The sequence below is a fragment of the Rhodococcus sp. SB1D genome (genome assembly GCF_048573875.1).
GTDB classification, from domain to species: Bacteria; Actinomycetota; Actinomycetes; order Mycobacteriales; family Mycobacteriaceae; genus Rhodococcus_F; species Rhodococcus_F qingshengii.
In genome coordinates this window covers 85,509-103,858 of the sequence record NZ_JBMAIQ010000005.1, presented here as the reverse complement: position 1 = coordinate 103,858, position 18,350 = coordinate 85,509, and the positions used below count along the sequence as shown (strand labels likewise).

The 18,350-nt window shown below is 61.7% G+C and carries 19 protein-coding genes; 13 read left to right on the top strand and 6 right to left on the bottom strand.

All coding sequences use genetic code 11. From position 1 onward, the window contains the following. Nucleotides 1-138: 138 nt before the first annotated feature. The 7 genes from ACN50D_RS13725 to ACN50D_RS13695 all read left to right on the top strand — a co-directional run bounded on the left by ACN50D_RS13725 (nt 139) and on the right by ACN50D_RS13695 (nt 5,340). Nucleotides 139-615: an HIT family protein gene (locus tag ACN50D_RS13725; RefSeq protein ID WP_007734089.1), complete on the top strand. Its 477-nt coding sequence runs from the start codon at nt 139-141 to the stop codon at nt 613-615. Nucleotides 616-786: 171 nt separating this feature from the next. Next, on the top strand, nt 787-1,962 hold the full coding sequence (locus ACN50D_RS13720; RefSeq protein ID WP_211921445.1) for an alkane 1-monooxygenase: 1,176 nt from the start codon (nt 787-789) through the stop codon (nt 1,960-1,962). Beyond that, nucleotides 1,959-2,129 carry a rubredoxin gene (locus tag ACN50D_RS13715; RefSeq protein ID WP_007734092.1) on the top strand — a complete coding sequence of 57 codons (171 nt, stop codon included), beginning with the start codon at nt 1,959-1,961 and terminating at the stop codon, nt 2,127-2,129. Before ACN50D_RS13720 ends, ACN50D_RS13715 begins: the two co-directional genes overlap by 4 nt. 30 nt (nt 2,130-2,159) lie before the next feature. Next, on the top strand, nt 2,160-2,351 hold the full coding sequence (locus tag ACN50D_RS13710; protein ID WP_007734094.1) for a rubredoxin: 192 nt from the start codon (nt 2,160-2,162) through the stop codon (nt 2,349-2,351). Then, nucleotides 2,351-3,607 carry an NAD(P)/FAD-dependent oxidoreductase gene (locus tag ACN50D_RS13705; RefSeq protein WP_007734096.1) on the top strand — a complete coding sequence of 419 codons (1,257 nt, stop codon included), beginning with the start codon at nt 2,351-2,353 and terminating at the stop codon, nt 3,605-3,607. Before ACN50D_RS13710 ends, ACN50D_RS13705 begins: the two co-directional genes overlap by 1 nt. A 74-nt stretch (nt 3,608-3,681) precedes the next feature. Beyond that, nucleotides 3,682-4,308 (top strand): TetR/AcrR family transcriptional regulator, encoded by a 627-nt coding sequence (locus tag ACN50D_RS13700; protein ID WP_007734097.1) that lies wholly within the window; start codon nt 3,682-3,684, stop codon nt 4,306-4,308. A 198-nt stretch (nt 4,309-4,506) separates the two neighbouring features. Next, a complete protein-coding gene (locus tag ACN50D_RS13695; RefSeq protein ID WP_003945441.1) occupies nt 4,507-5,340 on the top strand; it encodes a hypothetical protein in 834 nt (277 codons plus the stop codon). Between the two features lie 70 nt (nt 5,341-5,410). Here the strand turns inward: ACN50D_RS13695 and ACN50D_RS13690 are convergent, their stop codons facing one another. Together ACN50D_RS13690 and ACN50D_RS13685 are read right to left on the bottom strand one after the other, a co-directional pair. Then, entirely contained in the window at nt 5,411-5,782 is a 372-nt protein-coding gene (locus ACN50D_RS13690) for a hypothetical protein (protein WP_003945499.1), read from the bottom strand. Between the two features lie 2 nt (nt 5,783-5,784). Next, nucleotides 5,785-6,945 carry a Rieske 2Fe-2S domain-containing protein gene (locus ACN50D_RS13685; RefSeq protein WP_003945847.1) on the bottom strand — a complete coding sequence of 387 codons (1,161 nt, stop codon included), beginning with the start codon at nt 6,943-6,945 and terminating at the stop codon, nt 5,785-5,787. Nucleotides 6,946-7,140: 195 nt separating this feature from the next. Here ACN50D_RS13685 and hsaA point away from each other — a divergent pair, with 195 nt between their 5' ends. From hsaA to hsaB, 4 genes are read left to right on the top strand one after another with little or no spacing between them, the layout of a single operon-like run. After that, complete coding sequence (gene hsaA / locus ACN50D_RS13680; RefSeq protein WP_039973406.1) at nt 7,141-8,316, top strand: 3-hydroxy-9,10-secoandrosta-1,3,5(10)-triene-9,17-dione monooxygenase oxygenase subunit; 1,176 nt, start codon at nt 7,141-7,143, stop codon at nt 8,314-8,316. A gap of 10 nt (nt 8,317-8,326) precedes the next feature. After that, nucleotides 8,327-9,205: a 4,5:9,10-diseco-3-hydroxy-5,9,17-trioxoandrosta-1(10),2-diene-4-oate hydrolase gene (gene hsaD / locus ACN50D_RS13675; protein ID WP_003945808.1), complete on the top strand. Its 879-nt coding sequence runs from the start codon at nt 8,327-8,329 to the stop codon at nt 9,203-9,205. Continuing rightward, nucleotides 9,205-10,107, top strand: coding sequence for an iron-dependent extradiol dioxygenase HsaC (gene hsaC / locus ACN50D_RS13670; protein ID WP_003945585.1), 903 nt, complete (start codon nt 9,205-9,207; stop codon nt 10,105-10,107). The genes hsaD and hsaC overlap by 1 nt, the downstream gene beginning before the upstream one ends. Next, nucleotides 10,104-10,688 (top strand): 3-hydroxy-9,10-secoandrosta-1,3,5(10)-triene-9,17-dione monooxygenase reductase subunit, encoded by a 585-nt coding sequence (hsaB, locus tag ACN50D_RS13665; RefSeq protein WP_003945677.1) that lies wholly within the window; start codon nt 10,104-10,106, stop codon nt 10,686-10,688. Before hsaC ends, hsaB begins: the two co-directional genes overlap by 4 nt. Nucleotides 10,689-10,755: 67 nt before the next feature. Here hsaB and ACN50D_RS13660 read toward each other — a convergent pair whose 3' ends face one another. Next, nucleotides 10,756-11,580, bottom strand: a complete 825-nt coding sequence (locus tag ACN50D_RS13660; protein WP_003945623.1) for an Abi-alpha family protein — start codon at nt 11,578-11,580, stop codon at nt 10,756-10,758. A 2-nt stretch (nt 11,581-11,582) separates the two neighbouring features. Beyond that, the gene (locus ACN50D_RS13655) at nt 11,583-12,857 is read right to left on the bottom strand and encodes a DUF445 domain-containing protein (protein WP_003945674.1); all 1,275 of its coding nucleotides are present in this window, start codon (nt 12,855-12,857) and stop codon (nt 11,583-11,585) included. A gap of 330 nt (nt 12,858-13,187) precedes the next feature. Here ACN50D_RS13655 and thrS point away from each other — a divergent pair, with 330 nt between their 5' ends. After that, nucleotides 13,188-14,408: a threonine--tRNA ligase gene (gene thrS, locus ACN50D_RS13650; protein WP_211921447.1), complete on the top strand. Its 1,221-nt coding sequence runs from the start codon at nt 13,188-13,190 to the stop codon at nt 14,406-14,408. Here the strand turns inward: thrS and ACN50D_RS13645 are convergent. Beyond that, entirely contained in the window at nt 14,405-14,851 is a 447-nt protein-coding gene (locus ACN50D_RS13645; protein WP_003945852.1) for a MarR family winged helix-turn-helix transcriptional regulator, read from the bottom strand. The genes thrS and ACN50D_RS13645 overlap by 4 nt on opposite strands. Before the next feature lie 143 nt (nt 14,852-14,994). Here ACN50D_RS13645 and ACN50D_RS13640 point away from each other — a divergent pair, with 143 nt between their 5' ends. Then, nucleotides 14,995-16,191, top strand: a complete 1,197-nt coding sequence (locus tag ACN50D_RS13640) for an MFS transporter (RefSeq protein WP_064112427.1) — start codon at nt 14,995-14,997, stop codon at nt 16,189-16,191. Between the two features lie 81 nt (nt 16,192-16,272). On the opposite strand, the gene ACN50D_RS13635 is transcribed toward ACN50D_RS13640, so the two are convergent. After that, nucleotides 16,273-18,330: a neutral/alkaline ceramidase gene (locus tag ACN50D_RS13635; RefSeq protein ID WP_047269613.1), complete on the bottom strand. Its 2,058-nt coding sequence runs from the start codon at nt 18,328-18,330 to the stop codon at nt 16,273-16,275. Between the last annotated feature and the right edge of the window lie 20 nt (nt 18,331-18,350).

Here is an 18,350-nt window from a genome sequence, read left to right as displayed (position 1 = left end):
GGACCCACTCACGTCGGGGACAGTCGGTCATTTCAGTATGGGTACGCGAACTTTTGTTTTGGGGAAATTCGCGCAGATCGGGCATTTTGGGGCTTTCCGCACGGGTTGCAGACGTTGAGGTCGTGGGAAGATCGCGACGTGAAGGCAGGCGAGTTGCATCATGAGCCGCCGGGGTACCGGTGCCCGTTCTGTCGCTTCGCGCTGGGCGAGTTCGACGAGCACAACTCGTCGACCGACCTGGTTGCTCGAACCGACCACGCAATCGCTCGGATTTCCCCGAAGTGGTGGCCGGGCAACCCCGGCCACGTACTTGTGTCGCCGATCGAGCACTTCGAGAATCTCTACACTTTGCCCACGAGCGTCGGGCACTCGGTTTTCGACCTGGTTCAGGCCGTGGCTGTTGCAATTCGTGAAGCCTACGGCTGCGACGGCGTCTCGACCCGGCAGCACAACGAACCGGCGGGCAACCAGGACGTCTGGCACCACCACGTCCACGTATTTCCGCGATACGAGGACGACCACCTGTATTCCCGGCATGGCGAGGCGGCCTACGTTCCGCCTGAGGCGCGAGCGCCTTTCGGCGCACTTTTGCGCCCTCGATTCCTTGAACGCTGATCTGCCGCCACATCCAAGTGATGTACAAATCTGCGTGTTTGTAAAACTTTTACCTCAAAAATCGTTGACAAAACGCTATCATTTGTCCACTCTCTATACATAGATGTTGTTCGTGTCGCGGATTACCGCGCAGGACGCACTCACTGATCCGAACGAGAACTGGAGAATTCGATGGCGGCGTTGGTGTACACCGAGCCAGATGGTCGGCTCGCAACTTGGAGAGACCGGAAACGCTACTTGTGGCTGCTGGCGCTGATTCCGTCATCGGCAACTTTCATCGCCGTGGGGTTTGTTACCGCCACCGGATGGAATGTCTTCTGGTGGACCGGCCCACTGATCGCGTTTGCTCTCATTCCCGTCATCGACATCCTGGCGGGTGAGGACGGGAAGAATCCGCCCGACGAGGTGATCGACGAACTCGAGAACGACCGCTTCTACCGGTGGTGCACCTACGCCTATCTGCCGCTGCAGTACACGGCCTTCTTCCTGTCCTGCTACATCTGGGCGCGTTGGGATTTGAGCGTTCTCTCCAATATCGGACTCGCAGTGACGATCGGTGTGACGGCCGGAATCGGCATCAACACAGCCCATGAACTCGGGCACAAGAAGGAGAGCGTCGAGCGCTGGTTGTCCAAAATCGTTCTCGCACAGAGTGCTTACGGTCACTTCTACCTCGAGCACAACCGTGGCCACCATGTGCGAGTGTCGACTCCGGAAGATCCGGCGACCTCGCGCTTCGGTGAGACCCTCTACGGTTTCTGGCCGCGCAGCGTCGGCGGGGGATTGAAGTCGGCGTGGCATCTCGAGAAGACCCGCTTCGAGCGTTTGGGCACCACGCACTGGAGCATCAAGAACGACGTGCTCAACGCCTGGCTCATGTCGGTTGTTCTGTTCGGTGTCGCGCTTGCAGTGTTCGGGATCGGCATCGCGCCGTACCTCGTGATCCAGGCGTTCATCGGGTTTTCGCTGCTCGAAGCGATCAACTACCTCGAGCACTACGGACTCCTACGTCAGAAAACCGCAAGCGGACGGTACGAGCGATGCACGCCGGCGCACAGCTGGAACAGTGATCGCATCTGCACCAACGTCTTCCTTTATCACTTGCAGCGGCACAGCGATCATCATGCGAATCCGACACGGCGCTACCAAGCGCTTCGCAGTATGGAAGAGGCCCCTCAGCTCCCGAGCGGCTACGCCAGCATGATCATGCTCGCAACAGTCCCGCCCCTGTGGCGCAAGGTGATGGACCACCGCGTTCTCGAGCACTACCGAGGTGACATCACCCAGGTCAACATCGCGCCGAAGAAGCGGGCCAAGATCCTCGCAGCCTACGGGGTGAACGCATGAATGCCTACATCTGCCCGATCTGCGACTACACGTACACCGAATCGACAGGCGCTGCGCGAGAAGGCTTTCCGCCCGGCACGCCGTGGTCGAGTATTCCGGACGACTGGTGCTGCCCCGACTGCGGCGTCCGCGAGAAGGTCGACTTCACCCTCGTCACGCAATCCTGATCGAAATACCCACCGGTGAAAGGAAAACCGATGTCCGAGACTGCCACTGCTTACAAATTGTTCCGCTGCCTCCAGTGCGGGTTCGAATACGACGAAGCGATCGGCTGGCCCGACGACGGTATCGAGCCGGGTACTCGCTGGGACGAGATTCCCGAAGACTGGTCCTGCCCTGATTGTGGTGCCGCCAAAGTCGATTTCGAAATGGTGGAGGTGGACCGCTGATGACAGCGGTCAGCGAGCCCGACACACGCACCGTCGTGATCGTGGGCACGGGCATCGCCGGTTCCGGTGCCGCGCAGGCCCTGCGCAAGGAAGGGTTCGGCGGCAGCATCATCCTGATCGGAAGCGAACCTGAGGAGCCGTACCGCCGCCCAGCGCTGTCGAAGGAGCTACTGTCCGGGAAAGCGTCGTTCGATCGGGTTCGGTTGCGGCCGTCGACTTTCTGGAACGAGCAGGGTATCGATCTTCGGATCGGCGCAACTGTCACGAGTATCGACACAGATTCCCGCACAGTACTTTTAGCCGACGGTGACAGCATCGACTACGACGTTCTGATTCTTGCCACGGGTGGACGGTCCCGACGGTTGGCCGCGGAAGATTCCGAGCGCGTTCACTATCTTCGGGATATCGCAGACATGCGACGCTTGCAATCCCAGCTGATCGAAGGATCCTCGCTATTGGTGGTCGGCGGTGGCTTGATCGGATCGGAGGTGGCGTCAACGGCACGCGACTTGGGTTGCAGTGTGCAGGTTCTCGAAGCGCAACCGGTGCCCCTGTCCAGGCTGCTTCCACCGTCGATAGCGGAGAAGATCGCCGCGCTGCACGTCTCGGCGGGCGTCGCCTTGCAGACGGGGGTCGACCTCGAGACGCTCACGACGGGTGCCGACGGCGTCACCGCACGTGCGCGTGACGGACGCGAGTGGACAGCGGAGTTGGCCGTCGTCGCAATCGGATCCTTGCCCGATACCGATGTGGCTGCTGCTGCGGGTATTGCGGTGGACAACGGGATTTCGGTAGACCGATACCTCCGGACCTCCGTCGACAATGTGTACGCGATCGGCGATGTGGCCAACGTGCCCAACGGTTTTCTCGGCGGCATGCACCGTGGTGAGCACTGGAACACTGCGCAGGACCACGCAGTTGCAGTTGCCAAGACCATCGTCGGGAAGGAAGAACCCTTCGAATCCGTCCCTTGGAGTTGGTCGAACCAATTCGGCCGCAACATTCAAGTAGCGGGTTGGCCAGGCGCGGACGACACCGTGATTGTTCGAGGAGACTTGGACTCCTATGACTTCACTGCGATCTGCATGCGCGACGGAAATATCGTCGGTGCTGTGAGCGTGGGCCGGCCGAAGGACATTCGTGCCGTCCGAACCCTTATCGAACGCTCCCCGGACATCAGCGCCGACGTACTCGCCGATACAAACAGGGATCTGACCGAACTTGCGGCGGGTCTTGTCGCCTCACCGGTGCTCTGAGTGCACTCGTGACTTCTGTGGCTTGCGTGTCCACCGTTTTGACACCGAGCACGGGCGATGGAAATCTTCCCGATATGTCCACCGCTCGTGCCCGTGTCCCGTACCACGAGGCAGCTCGTCAACTCCTCCGTGCGTCAGCGCTCGACGCCACACGCGAACTCTTGACCGAGAAATCGTGGAACGACATCACGATGGCGCATATCGCGGAAGCTGCGGGTATGAGCCGGCAGACGTTGTACAAGGAGTTCACGTCTCGCCAGGGATTGGCGTCCGGATACCTCATCCGGTTTGTCGACGAGTTTCTCGAAGAAGTGGAACGCGAAGTAACGCTGCATCATTCGGATCCGCGTGGCGCGGTCTCGGCTGCATTTCGTGCCTTCTTCGACGCCGGTGCCCGGGATCCGATGGTGGTCAGCATTGTCGGTCCCCGGCCGCAGCACGACCTGCTGAGCTTGGTCACCACTGACGGGACTCCGCTGCTCGAACATGCGAGCGCGAGGTTGGCCGAGATCTTCATGACCAGTTGGGCGAACGTCGACCGCATCCATGCCGAGATGTTCGGCAGCACGATAGTGCGTCTGGCGATCAGTCACGTGACGTTGTCTTTCGGTACCCCCGATCAGATCGCCGAGAACCTGGGGGAGATGTTCGGGCCGTTCCTCGATCAGGTCATCGGTTCGGGCACAGTCGAACCGAACTGAGCCGACAGGATCGATACGGTTTCCGGGGCTAGGACGGAAGTTCGATCGAGCGTGATCGCCGTAGTTCTTTGGTGGGAAATATCGTCGTTATGTGTGAATCCGCGTCTCACTTCTCGGTAGCGTGCCGGGCGTAGATCGAGGTGCGATCCGCAGGGGGTGGCTCTCGTGAATTTCCGTCAACGGTGGAGGAATTCGAAGATGAAGAGCCGCAACAAATCTCGAGTGATGTCGACAGTCGCGCTAGTTGCAACATTTGTCATGGCCGGTGCAGGTGTGGCAATTGCCGACGAATCATCGTCAGGGTCTTCCGGCAGCGGATCGCTCGGTTCCTCCGGTGCGGCAGCGGTTGATCCGTTGACCTTCGACGGTTGGGGCACGTGCCCGATCGAGGATCTCGAGGTGACGACGTGCGCCAGCGTCGTAGTTCGCGGAGGGACCATGAAATTGGGCGCACTTTCGGTGCCGATCCCGGACGGAAGCCTCAAGGTTGCGGGCGGAGTGAAATACGCGACCCAGCCGGACAACAGTTTCATCGAGACGTTCGTCGCCAAGCAGGACGGGTCCAACGGGGTCTATTCCAATCCGATTTCGGTACCGGGAGGTGCTCTCGGGATCGATACTCCGCTGGGACTGACTCAGATCAGCGCGACGGTGGAATCGGTGGGAGTGCCGGATCTGAAGGTTCTCGAGCAGGAACTCACCATGCCTGTTCGATTGAAACTGTCTAATCCCTTGCTCGGTGACGATTGTTACATCGGTTCGGTTTCGAATCCGATCAACCTTCACCTGACCACAACCGGAAACCCTCCGTCGGAACCTATCGGTGAGTTCCCCGGTGCAGTGTTCCCGGCAGTCCCACATTCGGATGCGGTGTTTGCGGCGCCGGGAGCCAGCGGGTGTGGACCGCTGGGTGCGCTCAACTGGGCCGTGAATCTACGCGGGGGAGTGCCGGCGGCCAGCGGAAAGAACTCTCTCACCACGTCGAGCGACGTCTACGCGGTGGCTGCACGAAAGGTGCGACCGCCTGCCTGACGGACGCGCGGGCGCTGGAACGTAAAACGAGGGCCGACCCGTGGGTCGGCCCTCGTTCTACACAATCAGGTCAGCTGACCTCGGGATCACGCACCGTGATGGTGCCGTCCCTAACCGCGTCGGCGATGCTGTCGTGCAGTTTCGGGCATCCGTCTTTCAATGCCGACGACTGCCCGGAAGCAATTGCCTCTTTGAAGGTGTGGCAACGCAGCGCCGGGTCGGAAGTCCACTGAACGCTGGTGTGTTTGTACGTGTTCTTGCGAACCAGTACGCACGCGCCGCATGCCTTGCAGTCGACTTCCTGCAGACCCGAGTCGAGGTATTCGTGCTTGTCCTCGATCGTCTGGGCCGCGATCGCCTCGAGCCGTTCCGTTTGCCCGGCAAAGTCCGGTGCCTTGGCCCAACGAGCCCACCGTGCGTCGGTTCCGATCGAGGCGCTCACGACTAGACCTCTGCTTCCTTCTTTGCCGCTTCTGCTGCAGCTTCCTTCTCGGCCTTCTGGCGTGCGAGGTTTTCCTCGACCTCGGCGTGCCAGGCTTCGTTTGCCTTGGTGGTGTCCACCTCGAACTCGAAGCGCTGCGTCATCTTCTCGGTGACGTCGGCCTTGTCCACGTAGAACTGCTCGTACCAGCGTCGTAGCTGGTAGACGGGGCCGTCTTCTTCGCAGAGAAGGGGATTCTCGATCTTGGTCTTGTTCTTCCAGATCGCGACGTCCTGCAGGAATCCCTCGCTGATGCCCTCGGTGAACTTGCCGGCCAACTTGTCGGCCATCTCGTCGGAGACACCCGTCGGCTTCTTCACCGTCACGCCCCACTGCAGCACGAACGAGTCCGGGCTGATCGGGTAGTGGCAGTTGATCAGAACACTCTCGACCTCGTATCCGCTGTAGCTGTTCCACAGGGGATTGACCATGTACGACGGTCCGTAATACGCAGCTTCGGAGCGAAGCAGCGTGTCGCCGCCGTACTGGGAGGCCATTCCGATGTCGGGACGGCCCGTGGTGTTGAGGTACTGAGTGGCGATCTCACCTTCGAAGACGTTCTTGAAGTACGTCGGGAAGGCGTAGTGGATGTAGTAGAAGTGCGCCATGTCGACCACGTTGTCGATGATCTCGCGGCAGTTGGACCCCTCGATGACCATGGAGTTCCAGGTCCAGTCGGTCCATTCGTCGCTGTACGCGCCCTCGATACGAGGAATCACGATCTCTTCGGGCGGCGGATTGCCCTCGGGGTCGTTCCAGACGAAGAGCTGACCGTTCTGCTCGAGGGTCGTCCACGCGCGGGTGCGTGCGAGCGGAGGCACGCGGCGGGCATAAGGAATGCCGGTGCACTTGCCGTTGCCGCCCCAGCGCCAGTCGTGGAAGGGGCAGGCGATGGAATCGCCCTTGACCTCGCCTTGCGTGAGGTCACCACCCATATGACGGCAGTATCCGTCGAGAACTTTGATGTCGCCCTTGCTGTCGGCGAACACCACGAGCTTCGTACCGAAAGCCTCGATCGCGTGCGGTTTGCCGTCCTTGAAGGTCTTCAGTAGACCCAGGCAGTGCCAACCGCGGGCGAAACGAGTTTGCACCGTTCCGACGTCGATCTCGCGAATCTGCGCCATTGTGACCTCACATCCCTTCTAGCTGTTAGTAGAACACGTTATAGAACTCGATCCGGTTCCGCCAGATTTTGGGGGCACTTGTTACAGCATTGCGGCCACAAACGGGACCTTTGTCAGCGTCTCGACAGAAAAGAGAACGTGTTCTAGTCTCAAGTGTAAGTGAACCAACCGATCGAGGAAGACGGGAGCGTCGAAGTGGGTAACCATGACAGCCACGAGGTGATGCAGAGGCTCGACGCACTACTGCCGGCACTGCGCGAGCGCGCACAGGAGACCGAGGATCTGCGTCGTATCCCCGACGAGTCCATCAAGGCTCTTCAGGAAACAGGTTTCTTCCGCTTGCTGCAGCCGAAGCAGTGGGGCGGATACGAAGCCGATCCGGTGCTGTTCTACTCCGCGGTCAAGAAGATCGCCAGCGCGTGTGGTTCCACAGGGTGGGTCTCCTCGATCATCGGGGTACACAACTGGCACCTCGCCCTCTTCTCTCAGCAGGCACAGGAAGACGTGTGGGGCAACGACACTGACGTTCGCATCTCGTCCTCTTACGCCCCGATGGGTATGGGTGAAGTAGTCGAGGGTGGATACAAAGTCAACGGTGCGTGGGCGTGGTCTTCGGGTTGTGACCACGCCAGCTGGGCCGTTCTCGGTGGTCCGGTGTTCAAGGACGGCCGCGCAGTCGATTTCGTGAGCTACCTGATTCCTCGCGAGGACTACCAGATCGACGACGTGTGGAATGTGGTCGGTCTGCGTGGAACCGGCTCCAATACCGTTGTGGTCAAGGATGTTTTTGTTCCCAAGCATCGCGTTCTGAGCTTCCGGGCGATGAGCGAACTGACCGCCCCGGGCCTCGAGAACAACACCGCGCCGGTCTACAAGATGCCGTGGGGAACCATTCACCCCACGACGATCTCGGCACCGATCGTCGGAATGGCTTACGGAGCTTACGAAGCGCACGTCGAGCACCAGGGCAAGCGTGTGCGCGCTGCGTTCGCCGGCGAGAAGTCGAAGGACGATCCGTTTGCCAAGGTGCGCATCGCCGAGGCGTCCAGCGACATCGACGCCGCGTGGCGTCAGCTCTCCGGCAACGTCGCCGACGAGTACGCGTTGATCCTTGCGGGCGAAGAGGTTCCGATGGAACTGCGGCTGCGCGCTCGACGTGACCAGGTGCGCGCCACGGGCCGCGCGATCGCCTCGATCGACAAGCTCTTCGAGAACTCCGGCGCCACGGCGCTGCAGAACGGCACTCCTATCCAGCGTTTCTGGCGCGATGCTCACGCTGGTCGCGTCCACGCCGCCAACGATCCCGAACGCGCCTACGTCATGTTCGGAACCGGCGAATTCGGTCTGCCGATCACCGACACGATGGTCTAGAGGAGGCTCAGTGACAACCACCGAAGAAGCCCTCACCTACGAGTCCACTTCACGGTTCGCGCAAGTGCGCCCCGATCTGAAACTGCACTTCCACGAGGCGGGCGTCGGAAACGACAAGACCATCGTGCTGCTGCACGGCGGTGGCCCAGGCGCGTCGTCGTGGTCTAACTTCGCCCGCAACATTCCGGTGTTGGCGAAGAGCTTTCACGTCATCGCGGTCGATCAGCCCGGTTACGGGCAGTCCGACAAGCCGACGGAGCATCCGCAGTACTTCGTGCACAGTGCGTCGGCGCTCAATGATCTCCTGGACACGCTCGAGATCACCGGTCGCGTTGATCTGCTGGGCAATTCGCTCGGTGGTGGCGCTGCTGTTCGCTTTGCGCTCGACTACCCGGACCGTGCGGGTCGCCTCGTTCTGATGGGCCCCGGCGGTCTGAGTGTCAACCTGTTTGCGCCGGACCCCACCGAGGGCGTCAAGAACCTCGGAAAGTTCAGCTACCAGCCCACCCGAGAAAACCTCGAAGCATTCCTGCGGATCATGGTCTTCGATCAGAAGCTGATCACGCCGGAACTCGTCGACGAACGTTTTGCTGCCGCCAGCACTCCCGAGTCGCTGGCTGCGGCCAAGGCGATGGGTAAGTCCTTCTCCAGCGGTGACTTCGAGCTCGGCATGCTCTGGCGCGAGGCGTACAAGCTTCGTCAGCGTGTGTTGCTGATCTGGGGCCGTGAGGATCGGGTCAACCCTCTCGACGGCGCACTGGTCGCGCTCAAGATGATCCCGCGCGCGCAGCTCCACGTCTTCGGCGGTTGCGGTCACTGGGCGCAGCTCGAGAAGTTCGACGAATTCAACCGGCTCGCAACCGACTTCCTGCTCGACGGAGGTAAATGATGGGTATTCGATCTCTGGCGTACATGCGCATCGGGGCCACCGACATGGCTGCGTGGCGCGAATACGGACTCAAGATCCTCGGAATGATCGAGGGCAAGGGCGTCGACGCGGAATCGCTGTATCTGCGTATGGACGACTTCCCGGCGCGTCTTGTCATCGTTCCGAACGACACGGACCGTCTGCTCGTCTCGGGTTGGGAAACCGCGAATGCCGCTGAGCTGCAGGATATCCGTGACAGGTTGTCGGCAGCCGGTGTTCCGTTCAAGGAAGGCACGGCGGAGCAGCTCAAGGACCGTCGCGTCGTCGAGATGATCGCGTTCGAGGACACCTCGGGCAACTCCCTCGAGGTGTTCCACGGAGCTGCTCTCGAACACCGCCGGATCGTGAGCCCGTACGGGCACAGGTTCGTGACGGGTGAGCAGGGCCTCGGCCACGTCGTGCTCACCACCGATGACGACGATGCTTCGCTGCGGTTCTACCGCGACGTACTCGGATTCAAGCTTCGCGACTCGATGCGTCTGCCTCCGCAGATGGTCGGCCGGCCCGCGGACGGCGACCCGGCGTGGCTGAGGTTCCTCGGCTGCAACCCGCGTCACCACAGCTTGGCGTTCCTGCCGTTGCCCAACCCGACGGGCATCGTGCACCTGATGCTCGAAGTGGAGAACTCCGACGACGTCGGACTGTGCCTCGACCGGGCACTGCGCAAGAAGGTCAAGATGTCGGCGACTCTCGGTCGCCACGTCAACGACGAGATGCTCTCGTTCTACATGAAGACTCCAGGCGGGTTCGACATCGAATTCGGTTGTGAGGGGCTAGAGGTCGAGGACGAAAACTGGATCGCGAGGGAAAGCACGGCCGTGAGCCTGTGGGGTCACGACTTCACGGTGGGAATGAAGCCGTGAGTTCGCCCGACGCGTCGGTGAGTGCGGAGCAGGCGATCGATCCACGCCAGTTCCGCACGGTTCTCGGGCAATTCTGCACGGGTATCACCATCATCACGACAGTCGACGACGGTGAGCCTGTCGGGTTCGCATGTCAGTCTTTCGCGGCCCTGTCACTCGACCCGCCTTTGGTGTTGTTCTGCCCCACCAAGGGTTCTCGGTCGTGGGCGGCAATCGAGCGGACCGGTAAGTTCGCCGTCAACGTGTTGGCGGAGGAACAGCAGGCGGTGTGTGCTCGTTTCGGGTCACGTGAGCCGGACAAGTTCGCCGGCATCGATTGGACGCCATCGCCTCTGGGCTCGCCGATCATCGACAAGTCCCTTGCACACATCGACTGCACGGTGGAAACCGTCCACGACGGCGGCGATCACTACGTCGTCTTCGGTCGGGTGTCGTCGATGAGTGAGATCAAGACCGAACGCCCGCTGCTCTTCTATCGCGGGCAGTACACGGGCATCGAGCCGGACAAGACTGTTCCGGCTACCTGGCGTGACGATCTGGAAGCGTTCCTGACGACCACGACAGAAGATACCTGGCTGTAGGGGGCAAGCCCCCTGTGCGCCTTTTTGGTAGTGGTAACTACCAAAAAGGCGCACAGGGCCGGAGGCCCTACAGAGAAAAACAGGTATGACAGAAGTCGTCACCGAACGGCGTCAACAGGATGCTACGACGCACTATCTTGTTCGATCGTCCGGCTCGCTTGACCGCCTCGATCACCGATGGCTGTACCTCGACCACCTGGTACCGGTCGGCCTCGACGGGCTCGCGTGAGAACGCCACCAAACCGAGCCGATGCAGGTTGTTCAGGTAGGCGCTGATGCGGTCCAGATGACGACAGCCTGCCAGTTCTCCGATCATCGACAGACCCTCGTCGATCATCTCCGAGCCGACGCCGAACGGCCGCGCCGTACGTACGTCCACGCTCGGTTGCGCACCTGAAGTGGCCAACAACCGAAGAATTCGAGCTTCGTCCGGCGCGATCTCGTCGAGGATCCGGTCGTAGGCCGGGTGCAGATCGTCGCGATCGGTCACGTCCGCGGAACGGTCCAGCAACCTGTCGCCGCGTGCCCGCAGCGCCGCGAGAGTGGCTTCGACACTCTGTTTGCGATTGGTTCGAGTTGCCATTGCTGCCCGTAGGTTCTCGGTCCGCGAGCCGTCTCCATTGGAGTTCTCGGCCCGACGTTCGGATTGAACATTGGCCGATTCAGCGGCCTCTGCCGCGGCTTCGGCCGCAGCCTGAACGATCTGCCGCGTCGCCTCCTTCGCCGTTCCGAAAGCCCAACCCGTCAGCTTGATCGACGTGAGCGTCGTCGTGGCGGTCAGCCCGACGAGGCTACGGATCAGACGCTTTTCGACGGATTCGACCGGCGTGATGTCCGCAGCCCAGTCGTACGATTCCGCTTCGACGATCATGCGATGGTCGTGCTCACTCATGCTCATACTCCGAATATTGCGAGGTGTAGGAAACCGGCAAACGAGCCCAGCACGGCCCCGTGTACGAACAACAGCCACTCGTCCTGCTTGACGGCTGAGCGTAATAGTTCGCTGAAATCTTCCGGTGAAAGGATGCTCATGCGTTCGGTGACGAAGACACGAATCTTCTCCGACTGGTTCTCGGCGAACTCCGCGTCCTCGAAGACCCTTGGGTACAGGTCGAGCACTTCGGTGGTGGCCAGTCCGGGCAGACGCTTGTAACTCTGCGAACCGACGGTCATCTTGACCACCGACTTTGCCCAGCCGGCTGCGTCGTCGACGGATTCGCGCAGTACCTGATCGAGCATCCGCCGCGTTCGGTCCGAGCGGGGACCTTCGAGGAGTTCGGTGCCGATGTTCTCGAGCGTCACGACGTGATCGGCGAGGGTTTTTGCGTACCCGGCGATGATCTCGGTGCGTCGCTTCAGGAAGAGCCCCTGCCGCCACGGCACCCAACGGTTGGGGGTGATCGGCTCGAAGATCATCGTGATTCCGAGGTAGTTCACGATGTACCCGATGATCACGCCACCGATGGGAAGCACCCACCACTGCGGAACCAGATGGAGGATTCCGACGAGCACGAAGCCCATCGGGAACCCGAAGTAGAAGCCGAAGTTCTGCATGAACCTGAGCTCTTTGTTGCCCATCGTGCGGAAGATGTCGTTGAGCAGTTTGGGGTGCGAAGAGAGGTAGCGGATCACCATCAGCTTCGCGTCGATGAACTCGTCGATGTCCTCTTCGATGCGGTCGGTGATCATGCGCACGCTGGCCGGCAGATCGTCCTCCACCTTGCGGAAGACGGCCTCCTTCACCGACGTCGGAAGGTTGTGCCAGAGCTGAGGATTCTCGGCCGTCATGATTCTGGTGACCACGCCGCGCACTTCACTGCGAGAAATGTTCACCAAGTGCTCGGCGATGCTGTCCGGGTCCAGGACGCGATAGAAGTCGGCGATGCTGCCGACTTTCGCGAGGGATTTGTCGACGGCGATCGACGCCATCTTCTCCGCCCGCGAGGGGACGATGCCTTGCCAACCGAATCTGCCGTCGCTGGTGATCGCGGGGATCACCTGAACGCGCCGGGGGAGGAACGGGAAGAGCAGTTTGAGTCCGGGCACTTTGATCCCGTGGAAGTTGATCGGCGCAAAAAGCATCAGGACGCCCGACCAATTGGTGATGTACCCGATGATTCCCGTGAACAAAGGAATGGTGATCAACTGTTCGAGCAAGTGGTCCGGCACCGTCGCACATCCTCCTCATATCCGAGAACCTCACGTTCGGACATGATTGCCGAAACTTCGCTCTTCGTGGGTGTTTCGTTGGCTACTGCTGCGCCTTCCCAGTTGCGTCAGCATAGAGGCCCGACAATTCGGGCTGTAGGTGGGTAGGAAGTTGATGTAACCTCACGTACATGGTCAGTATTGCGCACAACACGACGACGCCGGTTCTCTTCCGGCGCATCGTTTAGCAACTGCTGACCGAACCCTTTCAGCCCCGGGAGTTATCGCCCCGGGGCTTTCCTGTTTCGTCGCTCCGTGTGCGTCTCCCCTTGAACGATTTGGAGACCTCTCATGAGCGTTGACCACCGCGAACTCGGGCGCGACCTGGAGTTTTTCGCCACCACCCCCATCGTCGGGGCGGGCCTCCCACTCTGGTTACCGGACGGCGCGATCATCAGGAACGAACTCGAAAAGTTCGCCGCCGAACAAGCAGCGCGATCCGGATGCCGGGGTGTCTATACCCCCGTGATGGCGAAGAAAGAGTTGTACGAGAGATCTGGGCATTGGTCCAAGTTCTCGGAAGACATGTTCCCCGAAATGAAGATAGGCGGAGAGTCATTTCTCCTTCGTCCGGCTAACTGTCCTCATCACGCTCAGGTATTCGCCGCTCGCGGTCGTAGTTATCGCGAGCTACCTTTCCGCGTTCGTGAACTCGGCTCGATGTTCCGTAGCGAACTCTCCGGAGTTCTCAGCGGATTGAGTCGAGTCCGACAGATCAATCTCGACGACGCACATGTCTTCTGTAGTCGTGAACAAGTGCAAGCAGAAGTGATCGTCGCGCTCGTCGCGATCGAGCGCTGCTACTCGACTCTGGGGATTGCCGAACGGGAGTACCGCCTCTCGATCAGAGGGGGAGAGGGGCAGTACCTCGGCACCGACGAGCAGTGGGCGGACGCTGAGGATCACCTTCGCGAGGCGCTGAATGCACGCTCGATCGAGTACGTGGAAGCGAAGGGGGAGGCAGCGTTCTACGGTCCCAAGATCGACGTCCAGGTGCGAGACGCGCACGGCCGCGAGGAAACACTCTCGACCGTGCAACTCGACTTCAATCAACCGGAGCGGTTCGACCTCGAGTACACCGCTGGGGACGGATCCAAGGCTCGCCCCGTCATGATCCATCGGGGCTTGCTCGGGTCGATGGAACGCATGACTGCGCTTTTGATCGAAAGGTTCGAAGGGCGGATGCCGCCGTGTCTGGCACCCAACCAAGTCTCGATTCTGCCCGTCGGCGACCGGCACCAGGTTGAGGCCGAGCGTTTGCGGGCCGATCTCGAGGCTCGCGATGTTCGAGTGGCGATCGCGCCTGACGGATCGTTGGGACGTCGCATCCGCGAGGCACGCACTCACCGTGACCCGTACATCGCGGTGATCGGGGACAACGAGGTGCACGGCGGCACCGTCGACGTTCTGGTCCCCGCGCGTGGTGGGCGGGTGGTCGTCGATGCGAGTGTGTTTGTCGCTCAGGTGGTCTCGGGCATCAAAGAGCGTGCCCTGCTTCCGGCAGACTTCTAGCCGACGGGAAGCTCGTGGAGGGCGCGCACCAGTGGCGCGAGTTCGGGTGTCTTGCATGCCTCGTCGAGCGCCGCCTCGAGGGTGGCGTCGTGCGTCGGCCGTGCGCTTTCGAGAAGCTCGCGGCCGGCCGGCGTCAGCTCGGTGTAGATGCCTCGACGGTCGTCGGCGCACAGGATGCGCGTCAATAGTCCTCGATCTTCGAGTCGATTGACCAAGCGCGTCGTGGCGCTGCTGCTCAGTGCGGCAGCGCGAGCCAACTGAGCCATCCGCATGTGCCAGCCGTCCTGGCGGCTCAACGCGTCGAGGACGGTGTATTCGACGACGGACAGTTTGTGCTCACGCTGGAGCGCGCGTTCCAGTTCGGTGTCGAGGGCGCCGTGCAGTGCTGCGAGCGTGCGCCACCCTTGCGAACGGATTTCGACGGCGTCGTCGGCGATCCCCATGTGATTCTCCTTGTCCGTTTCCTGCGACTCCAGGTTACCAGCTTGCGCATGTAGCGCGCGCGTGCAACTATTTATAGCGCGCCTGCAACTAATGCACACGCCCGCTAACGGCTTACGCGTAAATCTGTGAAAGGAACATCGAGATGCCATTGGGTCTCATTGCCCTCGCTATGGGCGGGTTCGGGATCGGCCTCACCGAATTTGTCATCATGGGCCTCCTGCCCGAGGTCTCGGCTGATTTCGAGGTCACCGAGTCCGTCGCGGGCTACCTGATCTCGGGCTACGCACTGTCGGTGGCGATCGGCGCGATCCTCCTGACCGCTGCCGTCACCCGCTTCGAGCGCAAGAAGGTCCTTCTCTCGCTCATGGTGCTGTTCATCATCGGCAACCTGATGTCCGCGCTCGCTCCCTCCTACGAGGTCATGATGGGCGGACGCATCGTCGCGGCGCTGTGCCACGGTGCGTTCTTCGGAATCGGCTCGGTGGTTGCCGCCGACATGGTCGCGCCCAACAAGCGCGCCGGCGCCATCGCGATGATGTTCGCGGGCCTGACCATCGCCAACGTTCTCGGCGTTCCGTTCGGCACGCTGCTGGGCCAGCAACTCGGATGGCGCTCGACGTTCTGGGCCATCACCGTCATCGGCGTCATCGCACTGATCGGAATTGCAGCACTCGTCCCGACGACGCCCGCCAGCACGACCGGTGGCGGATTGCGCGGAGAGTTGGGGGCATTCCGCAACAAGCAGGTATGGCTCTCGATCGCCATCACCATCCTCGGCTACGGCGGAATGTTCGGAGCCTTCACCTACATCGCCTTCACCCTCACCGAGGTCACCGGCTTCGCGACGTCCAGCGTTCCGTGGCTGCTCATCCTCTTCGGCTCGGGCCTGTTCGTCGGTAACTTCCTCGGCGCCAGGGCGGCCGACCGCTCGCTGACGAAGTCGCTGGTCTGGATTCTCGCGATCCTGACCGTCGTTCTGATCGTGTTCGCCGCCACCGCCGAGAGCAAGGTCATGACCGTGATCTCACTGTTCTTCATGGGCGCCTTCGGTTTTGCGACGGTGCCCGGGTTGCAGATGCGGATCATGAACTACGCGTCGGCCGCACCGACCATGGCGTCGGGTGCAAATATTGCCGCCTTCAACGTCGGCAACGCGCTCGGGGCATGGCTGGGCGGAATCACCATCGCCGCGGGACTCGGCTTCACCTCCCCGATCTGGATGGGGGCGGCGGTCACCGTCGCCGGTCTGCTGGTCCTGATCGTCGCGGCGAAGATCGACCGCCCGGCAGCGTCAGAGCAGTCGACGATGAGCACCTCGCTGCACCCGACCGCCGCCTGAACCTGGCCATTGCGCTCTGACCCCATCGCGTGAACGTATCGCTCCCCTTGTCCAACAAGGGGAGCGATACGTTCACGCGGGTCAGGTGAGGCGGAATTCGGACGTCAACCCGGAGAAGGGCGTGATCGCGCCGCTACCCCGAGCCTTCGACGCACCGAAGTGTTGGACTCGATACGTACCCGCCGGAGTATCGGCCGGAACATCCCACGTGATGCGCACGACGGAACCGTTGCTCCCGACCCGGCGCCAGTGCAGTTTGGTGGACCAGTCGTTGTCGTCGGCGACCCGTGTCCAGGATCCGCCGGTATTGCGCTGGATCTCGTAGAAGGTCCCGTTTCGGTGAGTGTCGTTCTTGGGGTGGCCGGTGACGAACTCGACGGCAACCTGCCCACCCGGTGAGGTGTCGCCGGGTTGGACGGTTGCGTCGCCAAATTGTGTTCCCGGCAAGGGCTCGTCGAAGTCGACGCCAGGTCCGAAGCTGGGTTGGAACCCGGACAGGTCGGCCGGAGCGGGGCCGCGAGGAGGTTCGGTGCCGTCGCGCATCGCGGCTGCAAGGGCGGCATACCCCTGCTGATAGGCCGGCAGTGTGTAACGACCGAACATCGTCGAACCGCCCTCGTACTGCTGCGAATCGTATTCCTGTGGTGTGGTGCAGTAGCTCGAGTACGAGTTCGCGTATCCCTGGAAGATGACGTTCTCGAGGGGAACCCCAAGCTCCTCGGCGACGGTTCGACGCACTCGTAATCCGGAGACGATGGTGAATTCCGCAGGGCCACCGACGATGTAGAACTGACCGATCCGCAGGATCTGGATCTTGAGTACGTTCGGCACCCATCCTCCCGGTGGCAGCAGGCCGACCGGAACGACTACGAGTTTGGGCGCCTGTGCGTCCTGAAGCCATTGAGGCACAGGAGCATCCATACCGCCCAGGGCGTCGATCATGGGGTTTCGGGTGCCCTCGGGGAAGATCGGGATTGCCGGTCCGTCCTCGACGCTTCCGGCGCTCATTGCCGCGCCGATCGCGGCCGGAGCGGTGCGGTGCTCGCGTCCGTCGGGGGTGAATCTTCCGCTCACCACCTGATTTGCCATGTCCAGGTACATGATCCGACTGTCGACGCCACCGGTGACGGTGTCGGACGCCGCGTCGAAGGCAGTTCGAGCTGCCGCTACCTGGCGCAGCCCGATGATGCGTGCGTTCTCGAATTCGTCTTCGGTCGGTCCGCGTCCGGGCTCGAGGAAGAGGTTCGGTGACATGTCGCCGCTGTTGGTCTGCGGAAACGCAGCAATGAAGCTGGTGTCGCCGTCGAGGTAGCGCACGCCCTGGTCGTCGTGCTCCCAGAAGTACGCCGCGGCGCCCTTGTTGTCCCCGGAGATGAGATGGTTCTCGTTCGTGAGCGAGGCGCAGTGGGTGGCGAACCAGTTGATCGCTCCGATGTCCTTGCTGCCCCGACTGATCCGCATGACACGCATGTGGTGGTCGTTGCCACCGGGGTAGTAGGCCTTGTCCTCTTCGGGGTTGAGGTCGAACGCCACTCGCGATCGGTTGACGCTGGCGTCGGTGAGATCGGACCGCCCGAAACGGACCGTGCCTGGCGCCAGGTTCTCGTGCGCAGCGCTGATCGCCTCGACCATGCCGTTGACCTCGGCTTCGAACACCTGCAGTTCGAAGCCGAGAACTGCGAGGTTGTACGCGTAGTTGTGCGAGGCCCCACCACATGCCGCGTGTGAATGGATGGCCGTCAACATGACGTTGCGTTCGGTGTAGATGTCACCGAACCTCCCGGCCAGTCGGCGCAGGACCTCGTCGTGAACGGACTGGAAGATCATGCAGTTGTCGACGCACACGTAGGCGACCCGCGACCCGCCGGACTCGAAGATGAAGGCGCGTGCGCGCATTCGCTGGTGCAGGCCTTCGGCGCGTTGATCGAAGCTCGAGTAGCCCATCATGCCGACTTCGGCGACCGGTCCGGTCACGTCGGAAATTCCGACGCCCACCTGCAGTGACGCCGACGACTTGTCGGTGCGTGCGGGTGAAACGGTGCGTGCCGGCGAAGCTGCGACGGCCTGGTTCGTCGACAGAGCGGCGAGCGCAGGTGCGGCGGCAGCGCCTGCCAGTACGGTGCGTCGGGTGATCTGCACGAGTGTCCTTTCGGGCGGTC

Excerpts from the sequence above, each read along its gene's own strand:
- ACN50D_RS13720 (WP_211921445.1), top strand. The coding sequence starts at position 787 with ATGGCGGCGTTGGTGTACACCGAGCCAGATGGTCGGCTCGCAACTTGG.
- ACN50D_RS13715 (WP_007734092.1), top strand. The coding sequence starts at position 1,959 with ATGAATGCCTACATCTGCCCGATCTGCGACTACACGTACACCGAATCG.
- ACN50D_RS13710 (WP_007734094.1), top strand. The coding sequence starts at position 2,160 with ATGTCCGAGACTGCCACTGCTTACAAATTGTTCCGCTGCCTCCAGTGC.
- ACN50D_RS13705 (WP_007734096.1), top strand. The coding sequence starts at position 2,351 with ATGACAGCGGTCAGCGAGCCCGACACACGCACCGTCGTGATCGTGGGC.
- ACN50D_RS13700 (WP_007734097.1), top strand. The coding sequence starts at position 3,682 with ATGTCCACCGCTCGTGCCCGTGTCCCGTACCACGAGGCAGCTCGTCAA.
- ACN50D_RS13695 (WP_003945441.1), top strand. The coding sequence starts at position 4,507 with ATGAAGAGCCGCAACAAATCTCGAGTGATGTCGACAGTCGCGCTAGTT.
- ACN50D_RS13685 (WP_003945847.1), bottom strand. The coding sequence starts at position 6,945 with ATGGCGCAGATTCGCGAGATCGACGTCGGAACGGTGCAAACTCGTTTC.
- hsaC (WP_003945585.1), top strand. The coding sequence starts at position 9,205 with ATGGGTATTCGATCTCTGGCGTACATGCGCATCGGGGCCACCGACATG.
- ACN50D_RS13660 (WP_003945623.1), bottom strand. The coding sequence starts at position 11,580 with ATGAGTGAGCACGACCATCGCATGATCGTCGAAGCGGAATCGTACGAC.
- thrS (WP_211921447.1), top strand. The coding sequence starts at position 13,188 with ATGAGCGTTGACCACCGCGAACTCGGGCGCGACCTGGAGTTTTTCGCC.
- ACN50D_RS13645 (WP_003945852.1), bottom strand. The coding sequence starts at position 14,851 with ATGGGGATCGCCGACGACGCCGTCGAAATCCGTTCGCAAGGGTGGCGC.
- ACN50D_RS13640 (WP_064112427.1), top strand. The coding sequence starts at position 14,995 with ATGCCATTGGGTCTCATTGCCCTCGCTATGGGCGGGTTCGGGATCGGC.